13 protein-coding genes and 1 tRNA gene are annotated in these 18,923 nt (G+C 69.5%); 12 read left to right on the forward strand and 2 right to left on the reverse strand.

Annotated features, from left to right (window positions below; genetic code table 11):
- The first annotated feature begins 5 nt into the window (after window positions 1-5).
- From lgt to KVS71_RS15050, 6 genes are all read left to right on the forward strand, one after another.
- A complete protein-coding gene (gene lgt / locus KVS71_RS15025) occupies window positions 6-1,031 on the forward strand; it encodes a prolipoprotein diacylglyceryl transferase (protein ID WP_060921662.1) in 1,026 nt (341 codons plus the stop codon).
- Between the two features lie 142 nt (window positions 1,032-1,173).
- Complete coding sequence (gltB, locus tag KVS71_RS15030) at window positions 1,174-5,697, forward strand: glutamate synthase large subunit (protein WP_217584943.1); 4,524 nt, start codon at window positions 1,174-1,176, stop codon at window positions 5,695-5,697.
- Window positions 5,690-7,156, forward strand: coding sequence for a glutamate synthase subunit beta (locus KVS71_RS15035; protein ID WP_060921660.1), 1,467 nt, complete (start codon window positions 5,690-5,692; stop codon window positions 7,154-7,156). Before gltB ends, KVS71_RS15035 begins: the two co-directional genes overlap by 8 nt.
- 56 nt (window positions 7,157-7,212) lie before the next feature.
- Window positions 7,213-8,661, forward strand: coding sequence for a pyruvate kinase (gene pyk, locus KVS71_RS15040; protein WP_025103472.1), 1,449 nt, complete (start codon window positions 7,213-7,215; stop codon window positions 8,659-8,661).
- A 110-nt stretch (window positions 8,662-8,771) separates the two neighbouring features.
- Complete coding sequence (locus KVS71_RS15045; RefSeq protein ID WP_025103471.1) at window positions 8,772-9,578, forward strand: alpha/beta fold hydrolase; 807 nt, start codon at window positions 8,772-8,774, stop codon at window positions 9,576-9,578.
- Window positions 9,518-10,228, forward strand: a complete 711-nt coding sequence (locus KVS71_RS15050; RefSeq protein ID WP_051582192.1) for a triacylglycerol lipase — start codon at window positions 9,518-9,520, stop codon at window positions 10,226-10,228. Before KVS71_RS15045 ends, KVS71_RS15050 begins: the two co-directional genes overlap by 61 nt.
- Before the next feature lie 22 nt (window positions 10,229-10,250).
- On the opposite strand, the gene KVS71_RS15055 is transcribed toward KVS71_RS15050, so the two are convergent.
- A tRNA-Leu gene (locus tag KVS71_RS15055) sits at window positions 10,251-10,336 on the reverse strand.
- Between the two features lie 100 nt (window positions 10,337-10,436).
- Here KVS71_RS15055 and KVS71_RS15060 point away from each other — a divergent pair.
- A complete protein-coding gene (locus KVS71_RS15060; protein WP_025103469.1) occupies window positions 10,437-11,054 on the forward strand; it encodes an ANTAR domain-containing response regulator in 618 nt (205 codons plus the stop codon).
- A 9-nt stretch (window positions 11,055-11,063) separates the two neighbouring features.
- The gene (locus KVS71_RS15065) at window positions 11,064-11,627 is read left to right on the forward strand and encodes a GNAT family N-acetyltransferase (protein ID WP_105949842.1); all 564 of its coding nucleotides are present in this window, start codon (window positions 11,064-11,066) and stop codon (window positions 11,625-11,627) included.
- Here KVS71_RS15065 and KVS71_RS15070 read toward each other — a convergent pair.
- Window positions 11,602-12,030, reverse strand: coding sequence for a hotdog fold thioesterase (locus tag KVS71_RS15070; RefSeq protein ID WP_071328611.1), 429 nt, complete (start codon window positions 12,028-12,030; stop codon window positions 11,602-11,604). The two genes, KVS71_RS15065 and KVS71_RS15070, sit on opposite strands and share 26 nt — an antisense overlap.
- A 45-nt stretch (window positions 12,031-12,075) precedes the next feature.
- Between KVS71_RS15070 and polA the strand changes: the two genes are divergently transcribed.
- The 4 genes from polA to KVS71_RS15090 are packed head-to-tail and all read left to right on the forward strand — an operon-like array spanning window position 12,076 to window position 18,919.
- Window positions 12,076-14,709 carry a DNA polymerase I gene (gene polA / locus KVS71_RS15075; RefSeq protein ID WP_186326308.1) on the forward strand — a complete coding sequence of 878 codons (2,634 nt, stop codon included), beginning with the start codon at window positions 12,076-12,078 and terminating at the stop codon, window positions 14,707-14,709.
- A 39-nt stretch (window positions 14,710-14,748) separates the two neighbouring features.
- The gene (locus tag KVS71_RS15080) at window positions 14,749-16,425 is read left to right on the forward strand and encodes a DUF885 domain-containing protein (RefSeq protein ID WP_217584919.1); all 1,677 of its coding nucleotides are present in this window, start codon (window positions 14,749-14,751) and stop codon (window positions 16,423-16,425) included.
- 55 nt (window positions 16,426-16,480) lie between these two features.
- Window positions 16,481-17,515 carry an LLM class flavin-dependent oxidoreductase gene (locus KVS71_RS15085; RefSeq protein ID WP_217584920.1) on the forward strand — a complete coding sequence of 345 codons (1,035 nt, stop codon included), beginning with the start codon at window positions 16,481-16,483 and terminating at the stop codon, window positions 17,513-17,515.
- A 51-nt stretch (window positions 17,516-17,566) separates the two neighbouring features.
- Window positions 17,567-18,919 (forward strand): MFS transporter, encoded by a 1,353-nt coding sequence (locus KVS71_RS15090; RefSeq protein ID WP_217584921.1) that lies wholly within the window; start codon window positions 17,567-17,569, stop codon window positions 18,917-18,919.
- The last annotated feature ends 4 nt before the right edge of the window (window positions 18,920-18,923 follow it).

Genomic DNA, 18,923 nt, shown 5'->3' on the forward strand with positions numbered 1-18,923 from the left:
CACTCATGTCCTCCGCGCTCCACAGCACCGCCGCCGGCGTGCTCGCCAGCATCCCGAGTCCGTCCGTGTCGTACATCGATCTCGGCCCGCTCCGGATCCACTTCTACGCGTTGTGCATCATCGCCGGCATCATCGTCGCCGTGCTGATGACGAACCACCGTCTCACCAAGCGCGGCGCAGAGCCGTGGGTGGTCATCGACATCTCCATCCTCGCGGTGCCGCTCGCGATCATCGGCGCGCGTATCTTCCACGTGCTCACCCACCCGAACTTCTACTTCGGCGAGGGCAAGAACACCTGGAACCCCTTCGAGCCCGGCTCCGTCTGGGCGATCTGGGAGGGTGGCATCGCCATCTTCGGGGCGCTCATCGGCGGTGCCGTCGGCGCCTACCTGGGCTGCCGGTGGACGGGTATCCGCTTCTGGACGTTCGCGGACGCGCTGGCTCCCGGGCTGCTCCTCGCGCAGGCGATGGGCCGGTTCGGCAACTGGTTCAACAAGGAGCTCTACGGCCTGCCGACCGACCTGCCGTGGGGACTGGAGATCCCGTCCGACAACTCGGCCTTCCCTCCCGGTCTCCCCGAGGGCACCCTGTTCCACCCCACCTTCCTGTATGAGGTCATCTGGAACGGCCTCGGCGTCCTCGTGCTGCTGTGGCTCGGACGTAAGCTGTTCTTCCAGTGGGGTCGCCTCTTCGCGATCTACCTCATCTGGTACAGCGCCGGACGCATCCTGTGGGAGTCGATCCGCATCGACCCGAGCGAGATCATCCTCGGTCTGCGCAGCAACGTCTGGGCCGCGATCATCGGCGTGGTGGTGGGACTGGTCATCCTCGTGGTGCAGACCCGTCGTCACCCCGGCCTCGAGCCGTCGCCGTACCGGCCGGGCCGCGGACGGAAGGACCTGGACGCTGATGTACAATCGCAGGACAATCCCTCTGATTTCGTGGACGTGAGCGAGCCTCCGGCCGAAGAAGTCGCCGCCGGAGCCACTGCCACAAGCGCTGCTCCCTCGAGCGGGGACGGCTCCCGATAACGCCGACTCGCGGCGGGAGAACCATTGCACTGAACGAGCGGGCCGACGACGTCCCCGGGTTTCACTGAAGATCTGAGGACGGTAACTGGTGTACTTCCAGCCCCCTTACGGCGCCTCCGGCGCATACCCCCCGAAGCAGGGCATGTACAACCCGGCGTTCGAGAAGGACGCCTGCGGCCTGGCCATGGTCGCAACGCTGCGCGGCGAAGCCGGGCACGACATCATCGCGCTGGCCCTCGAGGCCCTGCGCAACCTGGAGCACCGCGGGGCCATCGGGTCCGACGCGGGCACCGGGGACGGAGCCGGCATCCTCACCCAGATGCCGGACGCCTTCCTCCGCGCGGTCACCGGCTTCGAACTGCCGCCCGTGGGGGAGTACGCGGCCGGGCTGGCCTTCCTGCCTCGCGATTCGAGCGAGCGCCGCCAGCAGAAGGCCGGGATCGAGAAGATCGCCCGCGCGGAGGGGCTCCGCGTCCTCGGCTGGCGCGAGGTCCCCACAGCCAACGAGAACCTCGGCAAGCTCGCCGACGAGGCCCGTCCCGCCTTCGAGCAGCTCTTCGTGAGCGCAGGCGGCGCCACCCTCGCCGATGCGCCGCTGACCGGCATCGCGCTCGACCGCGTCGCCTACCGTCTGCGCAAGCGCGCGGGCCACGAGCTCGGCGCCTACTTCGTCTCCCTGTCCAGCCGCACGCTCGGCTACAAGGGCATGGTCACCACGCTCCAGCTCGAGCCGTTCTACCCGGATCTGCAGGACGAGCGCTTCGCCTCCGAGCTCGCCGTCGTGCATTCGCGGTACTCGACGAACACGTTCCCGTCGTGGCCGCTCGCGCAGCCGCTGCGGATGCTGGCCCACAACGGCGAGATCAACACCGTCGGCGGCAACCGCAACTGGATGCGCGCCCGCCAGTCGCAGCTCGAGTCCGAGCTCCTCGGCGACATCTCGCCCCTGCTGCCCATCTGCACGGACGGCGCCAGCGACTCCGCCTCATTCGACGAGGTGCTGGAGCTGCTCACCCTCACCGGCCGCAGCCTGCCGCACGCGATCATGATGATGGTGCCGGAGGCGTACGAGAAGCAGGCCGACATCTCGCCGGAGCTGCGCGCGTTCTACGAGTACCACTCCAACCAGATGGAGCCGTGGGACGGCCCGGCCGCCCTCATCTTCACCGACGGCACGCTCGTCGGCGCGACCCTGGACCGCAACGGCCTGCGCCCCGGACGCTGGACGGAGACCACCGACGGACTCGTCGTCATCGGCTCCGAGACCGGTGTCCTGCACTTCGAGCCGGAGCGCATCAAGCGCCGCGGCCGGCTGCAGCCCGGCAAGATGTTCCTCGTCGACACGGCCCAGCGCCGCATCGTCGAGGATGAGGAGATCAAGCACGATCTCGCGACGATGCACCCGTGGCAGGAGTGGCTCGACGCCGGTTCCGTCCGCCTGGCCGACCTCCCCGAGCGGGAGCACATCGTGCACCCGCCGGCCTCCATCACGCGGCGACAGCGCACCTTCGGCTACACCGAGGAGGAGGTCCGCATCCTCCTCACCCCGATGGGCCAGACGGGCGTGGAGCCTCTGGGAGCCATGGGATCGGACACCCCGATCGCCGTGCTCAGCAAGCGCCCGCGGCTGCTCTTCGACTACTTCACGCAGCAGTTCGCGCAGGTGACCAACCCGCCGCTCGACTCGATCCGCGAAGAGGTCGTCACGAGCCTCAAGCTCGGTCTGGGCCCTGAGGTCAACCTCCTCACCTGGGGTCCGGAGCACACGCGCACGGTGTCGCTCGACTTCCCGGTCATCGACAACGACGAGCTGGCGAAGATCCGGCACATCGACAAGGCCCTGCCGGGGCGGTCGAGCGCCACGATCCGCGGCCTCTACCACTTCGACGCAGGACCCCACACCCTCGCCGAGCGCCTCACCGAGATGTGCGCCGAGGTCGATCAGGCCATCGAGGACGGTGCGGAGTTCATCATCCTGTCCGACCGCGACTCGAACAAGGACCTCGTGCCGATCCCGTCGCTGCTCATGGTGTCGGCCATCCACCACCACCTCATCCGGCGCGAGAACCGGATGAAGGTCGGGCTGATCGTCGAGGCCGGCGACGTGCGCGAGGTGCACCATGTCGCGACGCTCATCGGCTACGGTGCCTCCGCGATCAACCCCTACCTGGCCATGGAGACGGTCGAGCACCTCGTGCGCACCGGCTACATCACGGGCATCTCCCCGGAGAGGGCCGTGAAGAACCTCATCTACGCGCTCGGCAAGGGCGTGCTGAAGATCATGTCGAAGATGGGCATCTCCACGGTGTCGTCCTATGCGGGCGCGCAGGTGTTCGAGGCGGTCGGCCTGAGCCAGGAGTTCATCGACGCCTATTTCACGCGTACCGAGTCGAAGCTGGGCGGCATCGGGATCGAGGAGATCTTCGCCGAGAACCAGGCCCGCCACGACTACGCGTACCCGGAGGACGCCGCAGCCCGTGCTCACGAGCGCCTGTGGACCGGAGGCGAGTACCAGTGGCGTCGCGACGGCTCTCCGCACCTCTTCAACCCGGAGACGGTGTTCAAGCTCCAGCACTCCACGCGGACCCGCCGCTACGACATCTTCCGCGAGTACACGAAGCTCGTCGACGACCAGGCCGCGGAGCTGAAGACGCTGCGCGGCCTGTTCTCGCTGCGGACCGGCACGCGCAAGCCCGTGCCGCTGGACGAGGTCGAGCCCGTCTCGGCGATCGTCAAGCGCTTCTCCACGGGGGCGATGAGCTACGGCTCCATCTCCAAGGAGGCGCACGAGACGCTCGCGATCGCGATGAACCGGATCGGCGGCAAGTCGAACACGGGGGAGGGCGGGGAAGACCCCGACCGTCTCGTCGACCCCGAGCGGCGCAGCGCGATCAAGCAGGTCGCCTCCGGCCGGTTCGGCGTCACGAGCCTCTACCTCACCGAGGCCGACGACATCCAGATCAAGCTCGCCCAGGGCGCCAAGCCCGGTGAGGGCGGCCAGCTCCCGCCGACCAAGGTGTACCCGTGGGTCGCGCGCACCCGCCACGCCACCGCGGGGGTCGGCCTCATCTCGCCGCCACCGCATCACGACATCTACTCGATCGAAGACCTCAAGCAGCTCATCTTCGACCTGAAGCGGGCCAACCCCGAGGCCCGTATCCACACGAAGCTCGTCAGCCAGTCCGGCATCGGAGCGGTCTCGGCCGGTGTCGCCAAGGCGCTCAGCGACGTCATCCTCGTGTCCGGTCACGACGGCGGTACGGGCGCGAGCCCGCTGAACTCGCTGAAGCACGCGGGAACGCCGTGGGAGCTCGGCCTCGCGGAGACGCAGCAGACGCTCATGCTCAACGGCATGCGCGACCGCGTCGTCGTGCAGGTCGACGGGCAGCTCAAGACCGGACGGGACGTCATCATCGGCGCCCTGCTCGGTGCCGAGGAGTTCGGCTTCGCCACCGCACCCCTCGTGGTCAGCGGCTGCATCATGATGCGCGTATGCCACCTCGACACCTGCCCGGTGGGCGTCGCGACGCAGAACCCCGTCCTGCGCGACCGGTTCACGGGCAAGCCCGAGTTCGTCGTGAACTTCATGGAGTTCATCGCCGAGGAGGTGCGCGAGCTGCTCGCCGAGCTCGGCTACCGCTCGATCGACGAGATCGTCGGCCGCACCGAGCTGCTGGAGACCAACGCGGCGATCGCGCACTGGAAGGCCGAGGGGCTCGACCTCAGCCCGGTGCTGGAGGGACCGGCGTTCCCGGCTGGCGAGCCGCGTCGCAGCGGCCGCGCCCAGGACCACGAGCTCGACAAGCACTTCGACGTGCAGCTCATCGACATCGCGAAGGCGGCGCTGCTGAACGGAGAGCCCGTCATGGCGGAGCTCCCGATCGCCAACACCGAGCGCGCGGTCGGTACGATGCTCGGCCATCAGGTGACCTCGCGCCACGGCGCCACCGGATTGCCGAAGGAGACGATCGATGTCACCCTCACCGGCACCGCGGGCCAATCGCTCGGCGCGTTCCTGCCGCCGGGCATCATCCTCCGGCTGGAGGGCGACGCGAACGACTACGTCGGCAAGGGCCTCTCCGGCGGCGACATCACGATCCGGCCGCCGCGCGGCTCCGCGATCGCCCCGCACGAGAACGTCATCGCGGGCAACGTCATCGGATACGGCGCCACATCCGGCACCATGTTCATCTCCGGCGTGGTGGGCGAGCGCTTCCTCGTCCGCAACTCCGGTGCGACCGCGGTGGTCGAGGGCGTGGGCGACCACGCGCTCGAGTACATGACCGGCGGCCTCGCGGTGATCCTGGGTTCGACCGGGCGCAACTTCGGTGCCGGAATGTCCGGGGGAGTGGCGTACGTGCACGCCCTGGACACCGGCAAGGTGAACGCGCAGTCGCTCGGCAGCGGCGAGCTCCGGCTGGAGCCGCTGGACCGCGCCGATCTCGAAGTGCTGCGCGGGCTGCTCGTGGAGCACGTGGAGCGCACGGCATCGCCGCGCGCCGCCGCCCTGCTGGAGGACTTCGACGCCAGCGCGGCGGAGTTCGTGAAGGTGCTCCCGCGTGACTTCGCCGCCGTGCGCAGCATGCGCGAGGAGGCACTGGCCGAGGGGATCGACCCCGACGGCGACATCGTCTGGAACCGCATCCTGGAGGTGACCGGTGGCTGACCCCAAAGGCTTTCTGAAGGTGACCGAGCGGGAACTTCCCGCTCGCCGTCCGGTGCCCGTGCGCATCATGGACTGGAAAGAGGTGTACGAGCCCGGCGACAAGGCCGTGCTCCGCCGCCAGGCCGGCCGGTGCATGGACTGTGGGGTGCCGTTCTGCCACTCCGGCTGCCCGCTGGGCAACCTCATCCCCGAGTGGAACGATCTCACCTGGCGCGGCGAGGGGCGCGCGGCGATCGAGCGTCTGCACGCGACCAACAACTTCCCGGAGTTCACGGGGCGCCTCTGCCCGGCGCCGTGCGAGAGCTCGTGCGTCCTCGGCATCAACCAGCCGGCCGTGACGATCAAGCAGATCGAGGTCTCGATCATCGACGAGGCGTTCGCCAAGGGCTGGGTCGAGCCGGAGCCGCCGGAGCGCCTCACGGGCAAGACCGTGGCCGTCGTGGGCTCGGGCCCCGCCGGTCTCGCGGCCGCCCAGCAGCTCACCCGCGCGGGGCACACCGTCGCCGTCTTCGAGCGCGACGACCGCATCGGCGGCCTGCTCCGCTACGGCATCCCGGACTTCAAGATGGAGAAGAGCCAGCTCGAGGCCCGCCTGCGCCAGATGCAGGAGGAGGGCACGCGGTTCCGCGCCGGCGTCGAGATCGGCAAGGACATCTCCTGGGCCGACCTGCGCGCCCGGTACGACGCGGTCGTGATCGCCACCGGCGCTACGGTCCCGCGCGACCTGCCGATCCCTGGTCGCGACCTCGACGGCGTGCACTTCGCGATGGAGTACCTCGTCGAGTCGAACCACGCGGTCGCCGGCGACACCGTCCCGGACCAGATCACCGCCGAGGGCAAGCACGTCATCGTCATCGGCGGCGGCGACACGGGCGCCGACTGCATCGGCACCGCGCACCGCCAGGGCGCGCTCAGCGTCACCAACCTCGCCATCGGCAAGCAGCCGAGCGAAACGCGCCCGGATCACCAGCCGTGGCCGATGATGCCGACGATCTTCGAGGTGGCCTCGGCGCACGAGGAGGGCGGGGAGCGGGTCTTCCTCGCCTCGACCGTGGAGTTCCTGTCGAACGAGGTCGGCGAGGTCCGCGCACTGCGCGTGGCCGAGACAGAGTACATCGACGGTCGCCGCGTGCCCAAGAGCGGCACGGAGCGGGAGATCCCGGCCGACCTGGTGCTCATCGCGATGGGCTTCACCGGACCGGAGCAGGACGGCTACACCGAGGACACCCGTCCGGAGGTGACCGAGCGCGGCGCCTTCCGTCGTGCCGCGAGCTACGAGTCGTCGATCCCCGGCGTGTTCGTGGCCGGCGACGCGGGACGCGGGCAGTCGCTCATCGTCTGGGCGATCGCGGAGGGCCGGGCGGCGGCGGCGAACGTCGACCGCTTCCTCATGGGCACCACCGTGCTGCCGGAGCCCGTGCGCCCGAGCGATGTCGCGATCGGCCTCCAGCCCGCGTAGGCTGAGGCCGGCAGTGTCGCCTGTTTGTAATCCCCCACTTCTACCCTGGAGACATGTTGAGACGCGCGAAAATCGTCGCCACCCTGGGCCCCGCCACTTCCACGTATGAGACGGTGCGCGCACTGATCGATGCGGGTGTGGACGTCGCCCGACTGAACCTCAGTCACGGTGATTACTCCGTGCACGAGAACAACTACGCGAACGTGCGCCGCGCGGCGGAGGACTCCGGTCGTGCCGTCGCCATCCTCGTCGACCTCCAGGGGCCGAAGATCCGTCTCGGCCGGTTCGAGGACGGACCGTACGAGCTCGCCAAGGGCGACATCTTCAAGATCACCACCGAGGACATCATTGGCAACAAGGAGATCTGCGGCACCACGTTCAAGGGCCTTCCCCAGGACGTCAAGCCCGGGGACTTCCTGCTGATCGACGACGGCAAGGTGCGCGTCGAGGTCGTCGAGACCGACGGCGTGACCGTCACCACGCGTGTCGTCGTCGCCGGCGCCGTCTCGAACAACAAGGGCATCAACCTGCCCGGCGTCGCCGTCAACGTCCCCGCGCTCAGCGAGAAGGACGAGGAGGACCTCCGCTGGGGCCTCCGGACCGGTGCCGACCTCATCGCGCTGTCGTTCGTGCGCAACGCCTCGGACGTGACCCGCGTGCACGAGATCATGGCGGAGGAGGGCGTCCGCGTCCCGGTGATCGCCAAGATCGAGAAGCCGCAGGCCGTCGACGCCCTCGAAGAGATCGTCGACGCGTTCGACGGCATCATGGTCGCCCGCGGCGACCTCGGCGTGGAGCTGCCCCTCGAGGCCGTCCCGATCGTGCAGAAGCGCGCGGTCGAGCTGGCCCGTCGCAACGCGAAGCCTGTCATCGTGGCGACGCAGATGCTCGAGTCGATGATCAACAGCCCGGTGCCGACCCGCGCCGAGACCTCCGATGTCGCCAACGCCGTCCTCGACGGCGCCGACGCGGTCATGCTCTCCGGCGAGACCAGCGTGGGCGACTACCCGGTCGTCGTCGTCGAGACGATGGCCCGCATCATCGAGTCGACGGAGGAGCACGGCCTGGAGCGCATCCTGCCGCTCACGACGAAGCCCCGCACGCAGGGTGGTGCCATCACGCTCGCGGCCCTCGAGGTCGCGGAGTTCGTGGACGCCAAGTTCCTGTGCGTGTTCACGCAGTCGGGCGACTCGGCGCGCCGCCTGTCCCGTCTGCGCTCCCGCATCCCGATGCTGGCCTTCACGCCGGAGCCCGGCATCCGTCGTCGTATGGCGCTGACCTGGGGTCTCCGCTCCACCCTCGTCGACATGGTGCAGCACACCGACCTCATGTACCACCAGGTCGACGAGTACCTCCTCGGGAACGGCCTCGCCGTCGAGGGGGACAAGGTCGTCGTCATCTCCGGGTCCCCTCCCGGGATCATCGGCTCCACGAACGACCTGCGCGTGCACAAGGTCGGCGATGCGCTCCGTGGCGCCGCGCCGATCTACAAGGCCGGCGTCTGACGCAGGGCGTTCCGGGAGGGGCGGGGCTTCGGCCTCGCCCCTCCCTGTCATCTCCGGGCCGGTGCGTCAAGCCTCTCGGCCGTGACGGCGGCCTCGGTTAGCGTGCTGCCATGGTCCTCCGTCGTCTCCTCGTCACCTCCGGGCTGACGTTCCGCATCCTGGAGAGTCCCCGGCCCGCCGGCAGCACCGCCCCGACCGTGGTCCTCGTGCACGGGATCGGGATGTCGCATCGGTATCTGTCGCGGCTGCACGCCGTGCTCGCGGACACGACCAGAGTGGTCTCCGTCGACCTCCCGGGCTTCGGCGGCCTGCCCAAGCCCCGGTTCGACGTCTCGATCCCGCAAATGGCGGCGGGCCTGGCCCAGGTGGTGGCGAGCCTCGACGACGACCGGGTCGTGCTCGTCGGACACTCGATGGGCGTGCAGTGGGCCGTGGAGACGGCGCTGCGGCATCCCGAGTACGTCCGGACCGTCGTGACGATCGGTCCCGTCACCGACGACGCCCACCGGACTCTCGGCGCGCAGGCCCGGGCCCTGGCCGTCGACACCGTCGGCGAGACCCCCGCGATCAACACGGTCGTCTTCACCGACTACCTGCGCTGCGGCGTGCGGTGGTATCTCCGCCAGCTCCGGCACATGCTCGCGTATCCCCTGGAGGAGAGGGTCGCGGCTCTCACCATGCCGGTGCTCGTCGTCCGGGGGAGTGACGATCCGATCGCAGGACGCGCGTGGTGCCGGCGCCTGCGCGACGCGGCGGCCGTCTCGCGATTGGTGGAGATCCCCGGTCACCATCATGTCGCGCAGCAGTCCGCGCCCCGGGCGGTGGCTTCCGCGATCCTGGCCCACACGACCGGAGCATGGCCGACGGCGGTGCCGGCCGCACCCATCCGGCGGGGGAGGGCACGATCAGCGTCCTGAGGATTCTGGGCTGGTGGGCCGCGGACTACGCCTACGCGGGGTTCTGGCAGGTCCGATCGTTCTTCGGCCGTGACCAGGCGGATGACTTCACCACCGGAGACCGCGCCCCGATCGTGGTGCTCGCCGGTGTCTACGAGACCTGGCGCTTCCTGGAGCCGCTCATCGTCGCGCTGCACGAGCGAGGGCACCCGGTCCATGTCGTGGATGCGCTGCGCCGCAACCAGTTCCCCGTGCAGGATGAGGCCGATCAGGTGGCCGACTACCTGCGCGCGCACGACCTCTCGGGCGTGTTCCTCGTCGCCCACAGCAAAGGCGGCCTCGCCGGGAAGCTGGTGATGACCGGCCCGGAGGGTGCCCGGATCCGCGGCATGCTCGCCATCGCGACGCCGTTCGGGGGCTCCCGATATGCGCGGCTGCTGCCCGGTCGGGTGCTGCGGGCGTTCTCACCCGACGACCCCTCGATCGTCGCGCTGGGGCGGGAGCTCGATGTGAACGCGCGCATCGTCTCGATCTACGCCGCGTTCGATCCGCACATCCCCGAGGGGAGTGAGCTCGCCGGGGCCAAGAACGTCGTCCTGGAGACGGGCGGGCACTTCCGCATCCTCGCCCACCCCCGTGTGATGGCCGAACTCGCCGCCCTCGCCGAGTGACGGGGCGAGCGGTCCGCGATGCTGGTGCCGGCGGTGGGACTCGAACCCACACGCCCTCTCGGACAAAGCATTTTGAGTGCTCCGCGTCTGCCATTCCGCCACGCCGGCCCGTGTCTCGCGACTTCGACTGTAGCGCAGACGACGGACGGTTCCCCGCGCGCCCCCTGTCTTCAGCCGGTGGTGGGGACCTCTCCGTTAGGATGGAGGGGTGACCGAGCAAGAACAGGCTGAGCAGCCCACGGCATCCGCACCCCGACGCGTCGTCGTCGCCGAAGACGAGTCGCTGATCCGTCTCGACATCGTCGAGATCCTCCGCGACAACGGCTTCGATGTCGTCGGCGAGGCCGGCGACGGCGAGACGGCGGTGGCCCTCGCCACCGAGCTGCGTCCCGACCTCGTCATCATGGACGTGAAGATGCCGCAGCTCGACGGCATCAGCGCCGCCGAGAAGCTTCACAAGGGCAACATCGCCCCGGTCGTGCTGCTGACCGCGTTCAGTCAGAAGGAGCTCGTGGAGCGCGCGAGCGAGGCCGGAGCCCTGGCCTACGTCGTGAAGCCCTTCACCCCGAACGATCTCCTCCCCGCGATCGAGATCGCCCTGGCCCGCCACGAGCAGATCATCACCCTCGAGGCCGAGGTCGCGGACATGGTCGAGCGCTTCGAGACCCGCAAGCTCGTCGACCGCGCGAAGGGCCTCCTCAACGAGAAGATGGGCCTGAGCGAGCCCGAGGCGTTCCGCTGGATCCAGAAGGCGTCGATGGATCGCCGCCTGACGATGCAGGACGTCGCCAAGGCGATCATCGAGCAGCTCGCTCCCAAGAAGTAAGGCACTCCGGTGCTCCGGCTGGACGCAGAGCACGTTCTGCGGCCGGTCCGCGCCGGCGACGGTGCGGCGCTCGCGCGCGCGTATCTCGCGAACAGAGAGCACCTCGCCCCGTGGGAGCCGGCGCGTTCCGAGGCGTTCTTCACCGAGGAATGGCAGGAGCAGAACGCGCAGCAGTGCGTCGCCGAGGCCGCCCTCGGCCGGAGTTCCCGGTTCGTTATCCTCTCGGACGACGGCGAGATCCGCGGCCGGGTCAACCTGAACACCATCGTGCGCGGTGCGTTCTGGAGCGCCGATCTCGGGTACTGGATCGATTCCACCCGACTGCGCCGAGGGCTCGCGGGGCGCGCGGTCGCCCTCGTGGCGGAGCACGCGCGGGACGAGCTGCGGCTGCATCGCCTCCAGGCGTCGACGCTGCTGCACAACGTCGCCTCGCAGCGGGTCCTCGCCGCCACCGGCTTCGAGCGCATCGGCATCGCGCCGAAGTACCTGCGGATCGCGGGGGAGTGGCAGGACCACATCCTGTTCCAGCTGCTGCTGGAGGAACCGCTCAGTCCGCGGCGGGAGCGTCCTTGATCATGTTGGTGATGCGGATCGTCGAGCAGCGCCGACCCTGATCGTCGGTGACGACGATCTCGTGCACCGTGATGCTGCGCCCCAGGTGCACGGGTGTGCAGACCCCGGTGACGACGCCCGAGGTGGCCGACCGGGTGTGCGTGGCGTTGATGTCGACGCCGACGGCGAGGCGGCCCGCTCCTGCGTGCAGATTCGCCGCCATCGAGCCGAGCGATTCGCCGAGGACCACGTAGGCGCCGCCGTGCATGAGACCGACGGGCTGGGTGTTGCCCTCCACCGGCATCGTCGCCACGCACCGATCGACGCCGAACTCGACGAACTCCATGCCCATCTTCTCGGCCAGCGCCCCCATGCCGCGGGCGGCCGCCCACTCGAGTCCTTCGCTGGTGGCGACCTCGCTCATGCATCCTCCTCTGCGGGTGTCCGTGCTCCTCGTTAGGCTGACAGGGTGACGGACTCCGCAAAGCCTACCCTCATGGTCGTCGACGGCCACTCGCTCGCCTACCGGGCCTTCTTCGCCCTCCCGGTCGACAACTTCACCACCAAGGACAATCAGCACACGAACGCCATCTACGGCTTCCTGTCCATGCTGGTCAACCTCATCAAGGCCGAGCAGCCCACGCATCTCGCGATCGCGTTCGACACCTCCCGCCACTCGTTCCGCACCGATGAGTACCCGGAGTACAAGGCCACCCGGTCCGAGACGCCGCAGGAGTTCAAGGGCCAGATCCCGCTGCTGCAGGACTGCCTCGCGGCGATGTCGATCCCGGTGCTGACGCAGGAGGGCATCGAGGCCGACGACATCCTGGCCACCCTCTCCACGCAGGGGGCGGCCCAGGGCTACGACGTGCTCGTGGTCTCGGGAGACCGCGACACCATCCAGCTCGTCACCGACGACGTCACGCTGCTGTACCCGTCCGTCCAGGGTGTCTCGCAGCTCAAGCGCTACGACCCGGCGACCGTGCAGGAGCGCTACGGCGTCCGTCCCGAGCAGTACCCCGACATCGCCGCCCTTGTGGGTGAGACCAGCGACAACCTCCCCGGCGTGCCGAAGGTGGGGGAGAAGACGGCCGTCAAGTGGCTCACGCAGTTCGGCTCCCTCGACGAGCTGCTCGAGCGTGCCGGTGAGATCAAGGGCGTGGTCGGCGGCAACCTCCGCGACCACATCGAAGACGTCCGCCGCAACCGCAAGCTCAACCGCCTGCTGACCGACGTGGAGCTGCCGGTCGCACCGGCCGACCTCGCCGTCGCCCCGATCGATGCCGAGGCCGTCCGCGACATCTTCGCCCGGCTGGAGTTCCGCACGCTGCTGCCGCGGGTCTTCGAGGCCGTCGGTGCGGGCGAGGTCGCCGACGATCCGGCCTCCGTCGTCGAGATGCCCACGCCGGCACAGGTGTCCGCCGCTGATCTGGCCACGTGGGCCGCGGCTCAGGAAGGGGACATCGCTCTCCGGGTCGTGGTGCAGTCGGGCGCACCTGTGCGCGTCGGTGTCGCCACCGGGAGCGAGCTGCGCGAGCTCGACTGGTCGGAGGAGGGGGCCCAGGCGCTGCGTGCGTGGCTGGAGTCCGACGCGCCGAAGGTGCTGCACGACGCCAAGCCGCAGGTGAAGGCGCTGCTCCGTCAGGGCATCCGTCTGGGCGGGCTCGCGTACGACACGAGCCTCGCGGGCTGGCTGCTGCGCCCCAGCTTCCCGGACAAGACGCTGTCCGACCTCGTGCAGCGCTACCTGGGGGAGAAGCTCCCCGAGGCCGATCCGTCGCAGCTCGTGCCGGAGACCGAGGGCGCCACCCCCTCGCAGGAGGCATGGTTCATCCTCCGGGTGGCCGAGGCGCTGCGGAACGATCTGCCGGAGCCGGTGGATGCGGTGCTCCGCGACATCGAGCTGCCGACGCTCCGCACGCTCGCCGACATGGAGCTCGCGGGCGTCGCCGTGTCGCACGAGGTGCTGTCGACGTTCTCGGCGGAGCTCGCGACGCGGGCGGACGCCCTGGCCCAGGAGGCGTTCTCGGTCGTCGGTCGCGAGTTCAACCTCGGGTCGCCGAAGCAGCTGCAGGAGGTGCTGTTCGAAGACCTGCAGCTTCCGAAGACGCGCAAGACGAAGACCGGGTACTCGACCGATGCCGCGGTGCTCGCCGACCTGCAGGAGTCGCACCCGCACCCGTTCCTGAGCCTGCTGCTGCAGCACCGCGAGGCGACGAAGCTGCGGCAGATCATCGAGTCCCTCGACACCGCGATCCGGGAGGACCGCCGGGTCCACACGACGTACGTGCAGACCGGCAGCCAGACCGGACGCCTGTCCAGCACCGATCCGAACCTGCAGAACATCCCGGTCCGCACCGAGGAGTCGCGGCGCATCCGCAGCGCCTTCGAGGTCGGCGAGGGGTACGAGACCCTGCTCACCGCCGACTACTCGCAGATCGAGATGCGGATCATGGCGCACCTCTCGGGCGACGAGGGGCTGATCGAGGCGTTCAACAGCGGTGAAGACCTGCACCGCTTCGTCGGCGCCCGCGTGTTCGGCGTCGATCCGTCCGAGGTCACCCCGGCGATGCGCACCAAGGTCAAGGCGATGTCGTACGGCCTCGTCTACGGCCTCTCCGCGTTCGGGCTGTCCAAGCAGCTGCGCATCGAGCAGTCCGAGGCCAAGCAGCTCATGGTCGAGTACTTCGCACGGTTCGGCGCGGTCCGCGACTACCTGCGCGCCTCGGTGATGAAGGCCAAGGAGGTCGGCTACACCGAGACGATCTTCGGCCGTCGGCGACCGTTCCCCGATCTCGCGAGTCCCAACCGCGTGCTGCGGGAGAACGCCGAGCGGGCGGCGCTCAACGCCCCGATCCAAGGCAGCGCGGCCGACATCATGAAGATCGCGCTGTTCCACATCCACGACGACCTCCACGCCGCCAAGCTGGAGTCGCGCGTGCTGCTGCAGATCCACGACGAACTCGTCGTCGAGGTCGCGGCCGGGGAGTGGGATGAGGTGGAGCAGATCGTCCGCACGCGGATGGGGGACGCCGCTCAGCTCTCCGTGCCGCTCGACGTGCAGGTGGGCCGCGGTCGGGACTGGAACGAAGCCGCGCACTGATCCCGGTGGCCGACGGGGGCGGGGATTAGGCTGGAAGGTATGACTTCAGCACCCCGCACCCCCTCCGCCATCGACAGGGTCGCCGATGAATGGGTCGACACGATCGCCGTCCTGGCGCCGACTCTCGGCACCTACATCGGCCGGTCCGAGGTCAACGACCGGTTCGGCGATCTGAGCCCGGAAGGTCATGAGGAGATCGCCGCGGCGACGCGGGCCACGCTCGACACGCTCTCCGCGCTGGAGCCCGTCGATGCGATCGACGAGGTGACCAAGACCGACCTCACTGCGGAGCTGCGCCTCGACCTCGAGCTGCACGAGGCGAAGTGGCACCTGCGCGACCTGAACGTCATCGCGTCCGCCGCGCAGGACGTCCGCTCCGCCTTCGACCTGATGCCCACCGCGACGGTCGAGGACTGGGAGGTCGTCTCCACCCGGCTCTCCGCCGTGCCCGCGGCGTTGCGCGGGTACATCGAGACGCTCCGTCTGGGCATCGCCGAGGGGGTCACTCCCGCCCGCCGCCAGGTCGCGGAGGTCGCGACCCAGATCGACCGCTACATCGCCGACGACGGGTTCTTCGCTGCCTTCGTCGCGCACGCCGACCCGCAGGAGGGCCAGCTTCCCGCCTCGCTCGCCCGCACGCTGGCGGACAACTCCGCGGCTGCCCGGGTCGCCTACGGCGAGCTGCGGCGTTTCCTGGCCGAGGAGCTCGCGCCCGAGGCCGGTGAGACGGACGCCGTGGGGCGCGAACTGTACGCCCTCAACTCCCGCCGATTCCTCGGCGCCACCATCGACCTCGACGAGACCTACGAGTGGGGTCGCGAAGAGCTCGCCCGCATGGTGGCCGAGCAGACGGCGATCGCGAACGAGATTCTCCCCGGCGCCTCCGTCGAAGAGGCCGTCGCGCACCTGGAATCCGACCCCGCGCGCAAGCTCGTCGGCACGGACGCGCTCCAGCGGTGGATGCAGGAGACCAGCGATCGTGCGGTCGCCGAGCTCGGCGCCTCGCACTTCGACATCCCGGAAGCCATCCGCACCCTGGAGTGCATGATCGCGCCGACGCAGGAGGGCGGGATCTACTACACCGGTCCCACCGACGACTTCTCCCGTCCCGGTCGCATGTGGTGGTCGGTCCCCGAGGGTGTCACCGAGTTCGACACGTGGCGCGAGCTCACCACCGTGTACCACGAGGGCGTGCCGGGACATCACCTGCAGATCGCCCAGGCTGTCTACAACCGCGCCGAGCTCAACTCGTGGCGACGGCTGCTCGCCGGCACCTCCGGTCACGCGGAGGGTTGGGCGCTGTATGCGGAGCGACTGATGGAGCAGCTCGGATACCTTGACGACCCGGCGGATCGCCTCGGCATGCTGGACGGGCAGCGGATGCGGGCGGCGCGCGTGGTCCTCGACATCGGCGTGCACCTCGGCAAGCCCCGTCTCGACGGTGACGGCGTCTGGGATGCCGACTACGCGCTCGACTTCCTCCGTCGTAACGTCAACATGTCGGACCAGTTCGTGCAGTTCGAGGTCAACCGGTACCTCGGCTGGCCGGGTCAGGCGCCGTCGTACAAGGTCGGTCAGCGGATCTGGGAGCAGGTCCGCGACGCCGTCCAGCAGGCGGAGGGCGACGCGTTCAGCTTCAAGGGCTTCCACAAGCGCGCCCTCGATCTGGGCGGTGTCGGGTTGGACACGCTGCGGAGCGCGCTGCTGCCTCGGTGACGGGAATGCCCGTCTCCCGCCGCGCGTTCCATTCAGCTGAATAGGAAGGTGCGACATGGACATCGAATTCGGGCTGGACACGTTCGGCGACATCACCCGGGATCAGGACGGCGAGCTGCTCAGCGGCGCGCAGACCATTCGGAACGTCGTCGCCCAGGCGGAACTGGCCGACACCGTCGGCGTGGACTTCTTCGGCGTGGGGGAGCACCATCGGCGCGAGTTCGCGGTCTCGTCTCCGGAGATGGTGCTCGCGGCGATCGCCGCCCGCACCGAACGGATCCGGCTGGGCACCGCCGTGACCGTGCTGTCCTCGGACGACCCGGTGCGCGTGTTCGAGCGCTTCTCGACCCTCGACGCCCTGTCCGGAGGTCGCGCCGAGGTCGTCCTCGGGCGCGGTTCGTTCATCGAGTCCTTCCCGCTGTTCGGCTACGACCTGCGCGACTACGACCGGCTCTTCGAGGAGAAGCTCGAGCTGTTCGTCGAGCTCCTCAAGGAGGAGCCCGTGACCTGGTCCGGCTCGCTGCGGCCGTCTCTCGACAACGCGGACGTGTTCCCGAAGACCGAGAAGGGACTGCGCACGTGGGTCGGCGTGGGCGGCAGCCCCGAGTCCGTCGTGCGTGTCGCGCGTCACGGCCTCGGCCTCATGCTGGCCATCATCGGCGGCCCGGCCGGGCGATTCAAGCCGTTCGTCGACCTGTACCACCGCTCGGTCGCGTCCTTCGGGACGACCGCTCACCCGGTGGCCGTGCACTCGCCGGGACACATCGCTCCCACCGACGCGGAGGCATGGGACGAGGCCTACCCGGGCTTCGAGGCGATGCACAACACCATCGGTCGCGAGCGCGGCTGGCCGCCCTACAGTCGCGCGCGGTTTCAGAACGACATCGGTCCGGAGGGTTCCCTCTACGCCGGCTCGCCCGAGCGTGTGGCGGCGAAGATCGCCGACACGATCACCACCCTCGGGCTCGGGCGCTTCGATCTGAAGTATGCGACAGGCACCCTGTCTCACGAGTCGATGATGCGGAGCATCGAGCTGTATGGCACCGAGGTGATCCCTCGGGTGCGGAAGCTCCTCGCCGACCGCGACTGAGCGGGCGTCATCTCGCGGCTCGGTGTGACGGGCGCCCCTACGATGAGAATCATGGCCGATACCGCCCTGCCGAGCCGCACCTCGCTCGCCGAGCGCCTCGATGTCCTCCCGTTCACCCGCAGGCACCTGCGGCTGCTCACGGGCTCCGGCGTCGGGTGGGCGCTCGACGCGATGGACGTCGGACTCATCTCCTTCATCATCGCGGCGCTCTCACAGCAGTGGGGCATCTCCAAGGGGGAGGCCGGCTGGATCGCCTCGCTCGGCTTCGTCGGCATGGCGGTCGGCGCGACCCTCGGCGGACTTCTCGCCGACCGCTTCGGCCGCCGGCAGGTGTTCGCCCTCACCTTGCTCATCTACGGCGTGGCCACCGGAGCGAGTGCGCTGGTCGGATCAGTGGCGGCCCTGCTCGTGCTGCGGTTCTTCGTCGGCCTCGGGCTCGGCGCGGAGCTTCCGGTCGCCTCGACCTACGTGAGCGAGTTCGCCCCCGCGCGCATCCGCGGGCGGCTGATCGTCATCCTCGAAGCGTTCTGGGCCGTCGGCTGGACGGCATCGGCCGTGATCGGATACTTCGTGATCCCCGCCTCCGAGGCAGGCTGGCGATGGGCCTTCGCGCTCGGCGCCATCCCCGCGGTCTACGCGCTCGTCGTGCGCTGGGGCCTGCCCGAGTCGCCCCGCTGGCTCGCGTCCCGCGGACGCATCGCGGAAGCCGATCGCATCGTGGCGGCCTTCGAGGCCGATGCGGGCATCGAGTACACGCCGCCCCTCCGGAAGGAACCGGCGTCGCGGGCCATCGCGAAGACGGCACGGGCACGGCTCGCGACCCTCTGGAACGCGGAGTTCCGCGTGCGGACGGCGTGCCTCTGGCTCGTGTGGCTGGCCGTCAACTTCGCCTACTACGGGGCCTTCATCTGGATCCCCAGCATTCTCGTGGACGCCGGATTCGACCTCGTGCGTTCGTTCGGCTTCACCCTCATCATCACGCTCGCACAGCTCCCTGGCTACGCCGTGGCGGCCTGGCTCATCGAGGTGTGGGGACGCCGCATCACGCTGTCGGTCTTCCTGCTCGGGGCGACCGCGTCGGCCGTCATCTTCGGCACCGCCACGACCGTGCCGATGATCATCGGCGCAGGCATGGCCCTGTCGTTCTTCACCCTCGGCGCGTGGGGCGCGCTGTACGCGGTGACGCCCGAGATCTACCCGACCTCGCTGCGCGGCACCGGGGCGGGCTGGGCCGCCGGGGTCGGACGCATCGCCTCCATCGTGGCGCCCCTCGCCGTTCCCGTCCTCCTCGTCGCCGGCGGCGCTCCTCTGCTGTTCGTCGTGTTCGCGGCCTGCTTCCTCGTGGCTGCGGGGGCGGCCTGGGGACTCGTCGACCGGAGAGGAGCGGCGCTGGACGACCGGTGACATC

The sequence above is a fragment of the Microbacterium sp. GbtcB4 genome (genome assembly GCF_019091465.1).
GTDB lineage: Bacteria > Actinomycetota > Actinomycetes > Actinomycetales > Microbacteriaceae > Microbacterium > Microbacterium paraoxydans.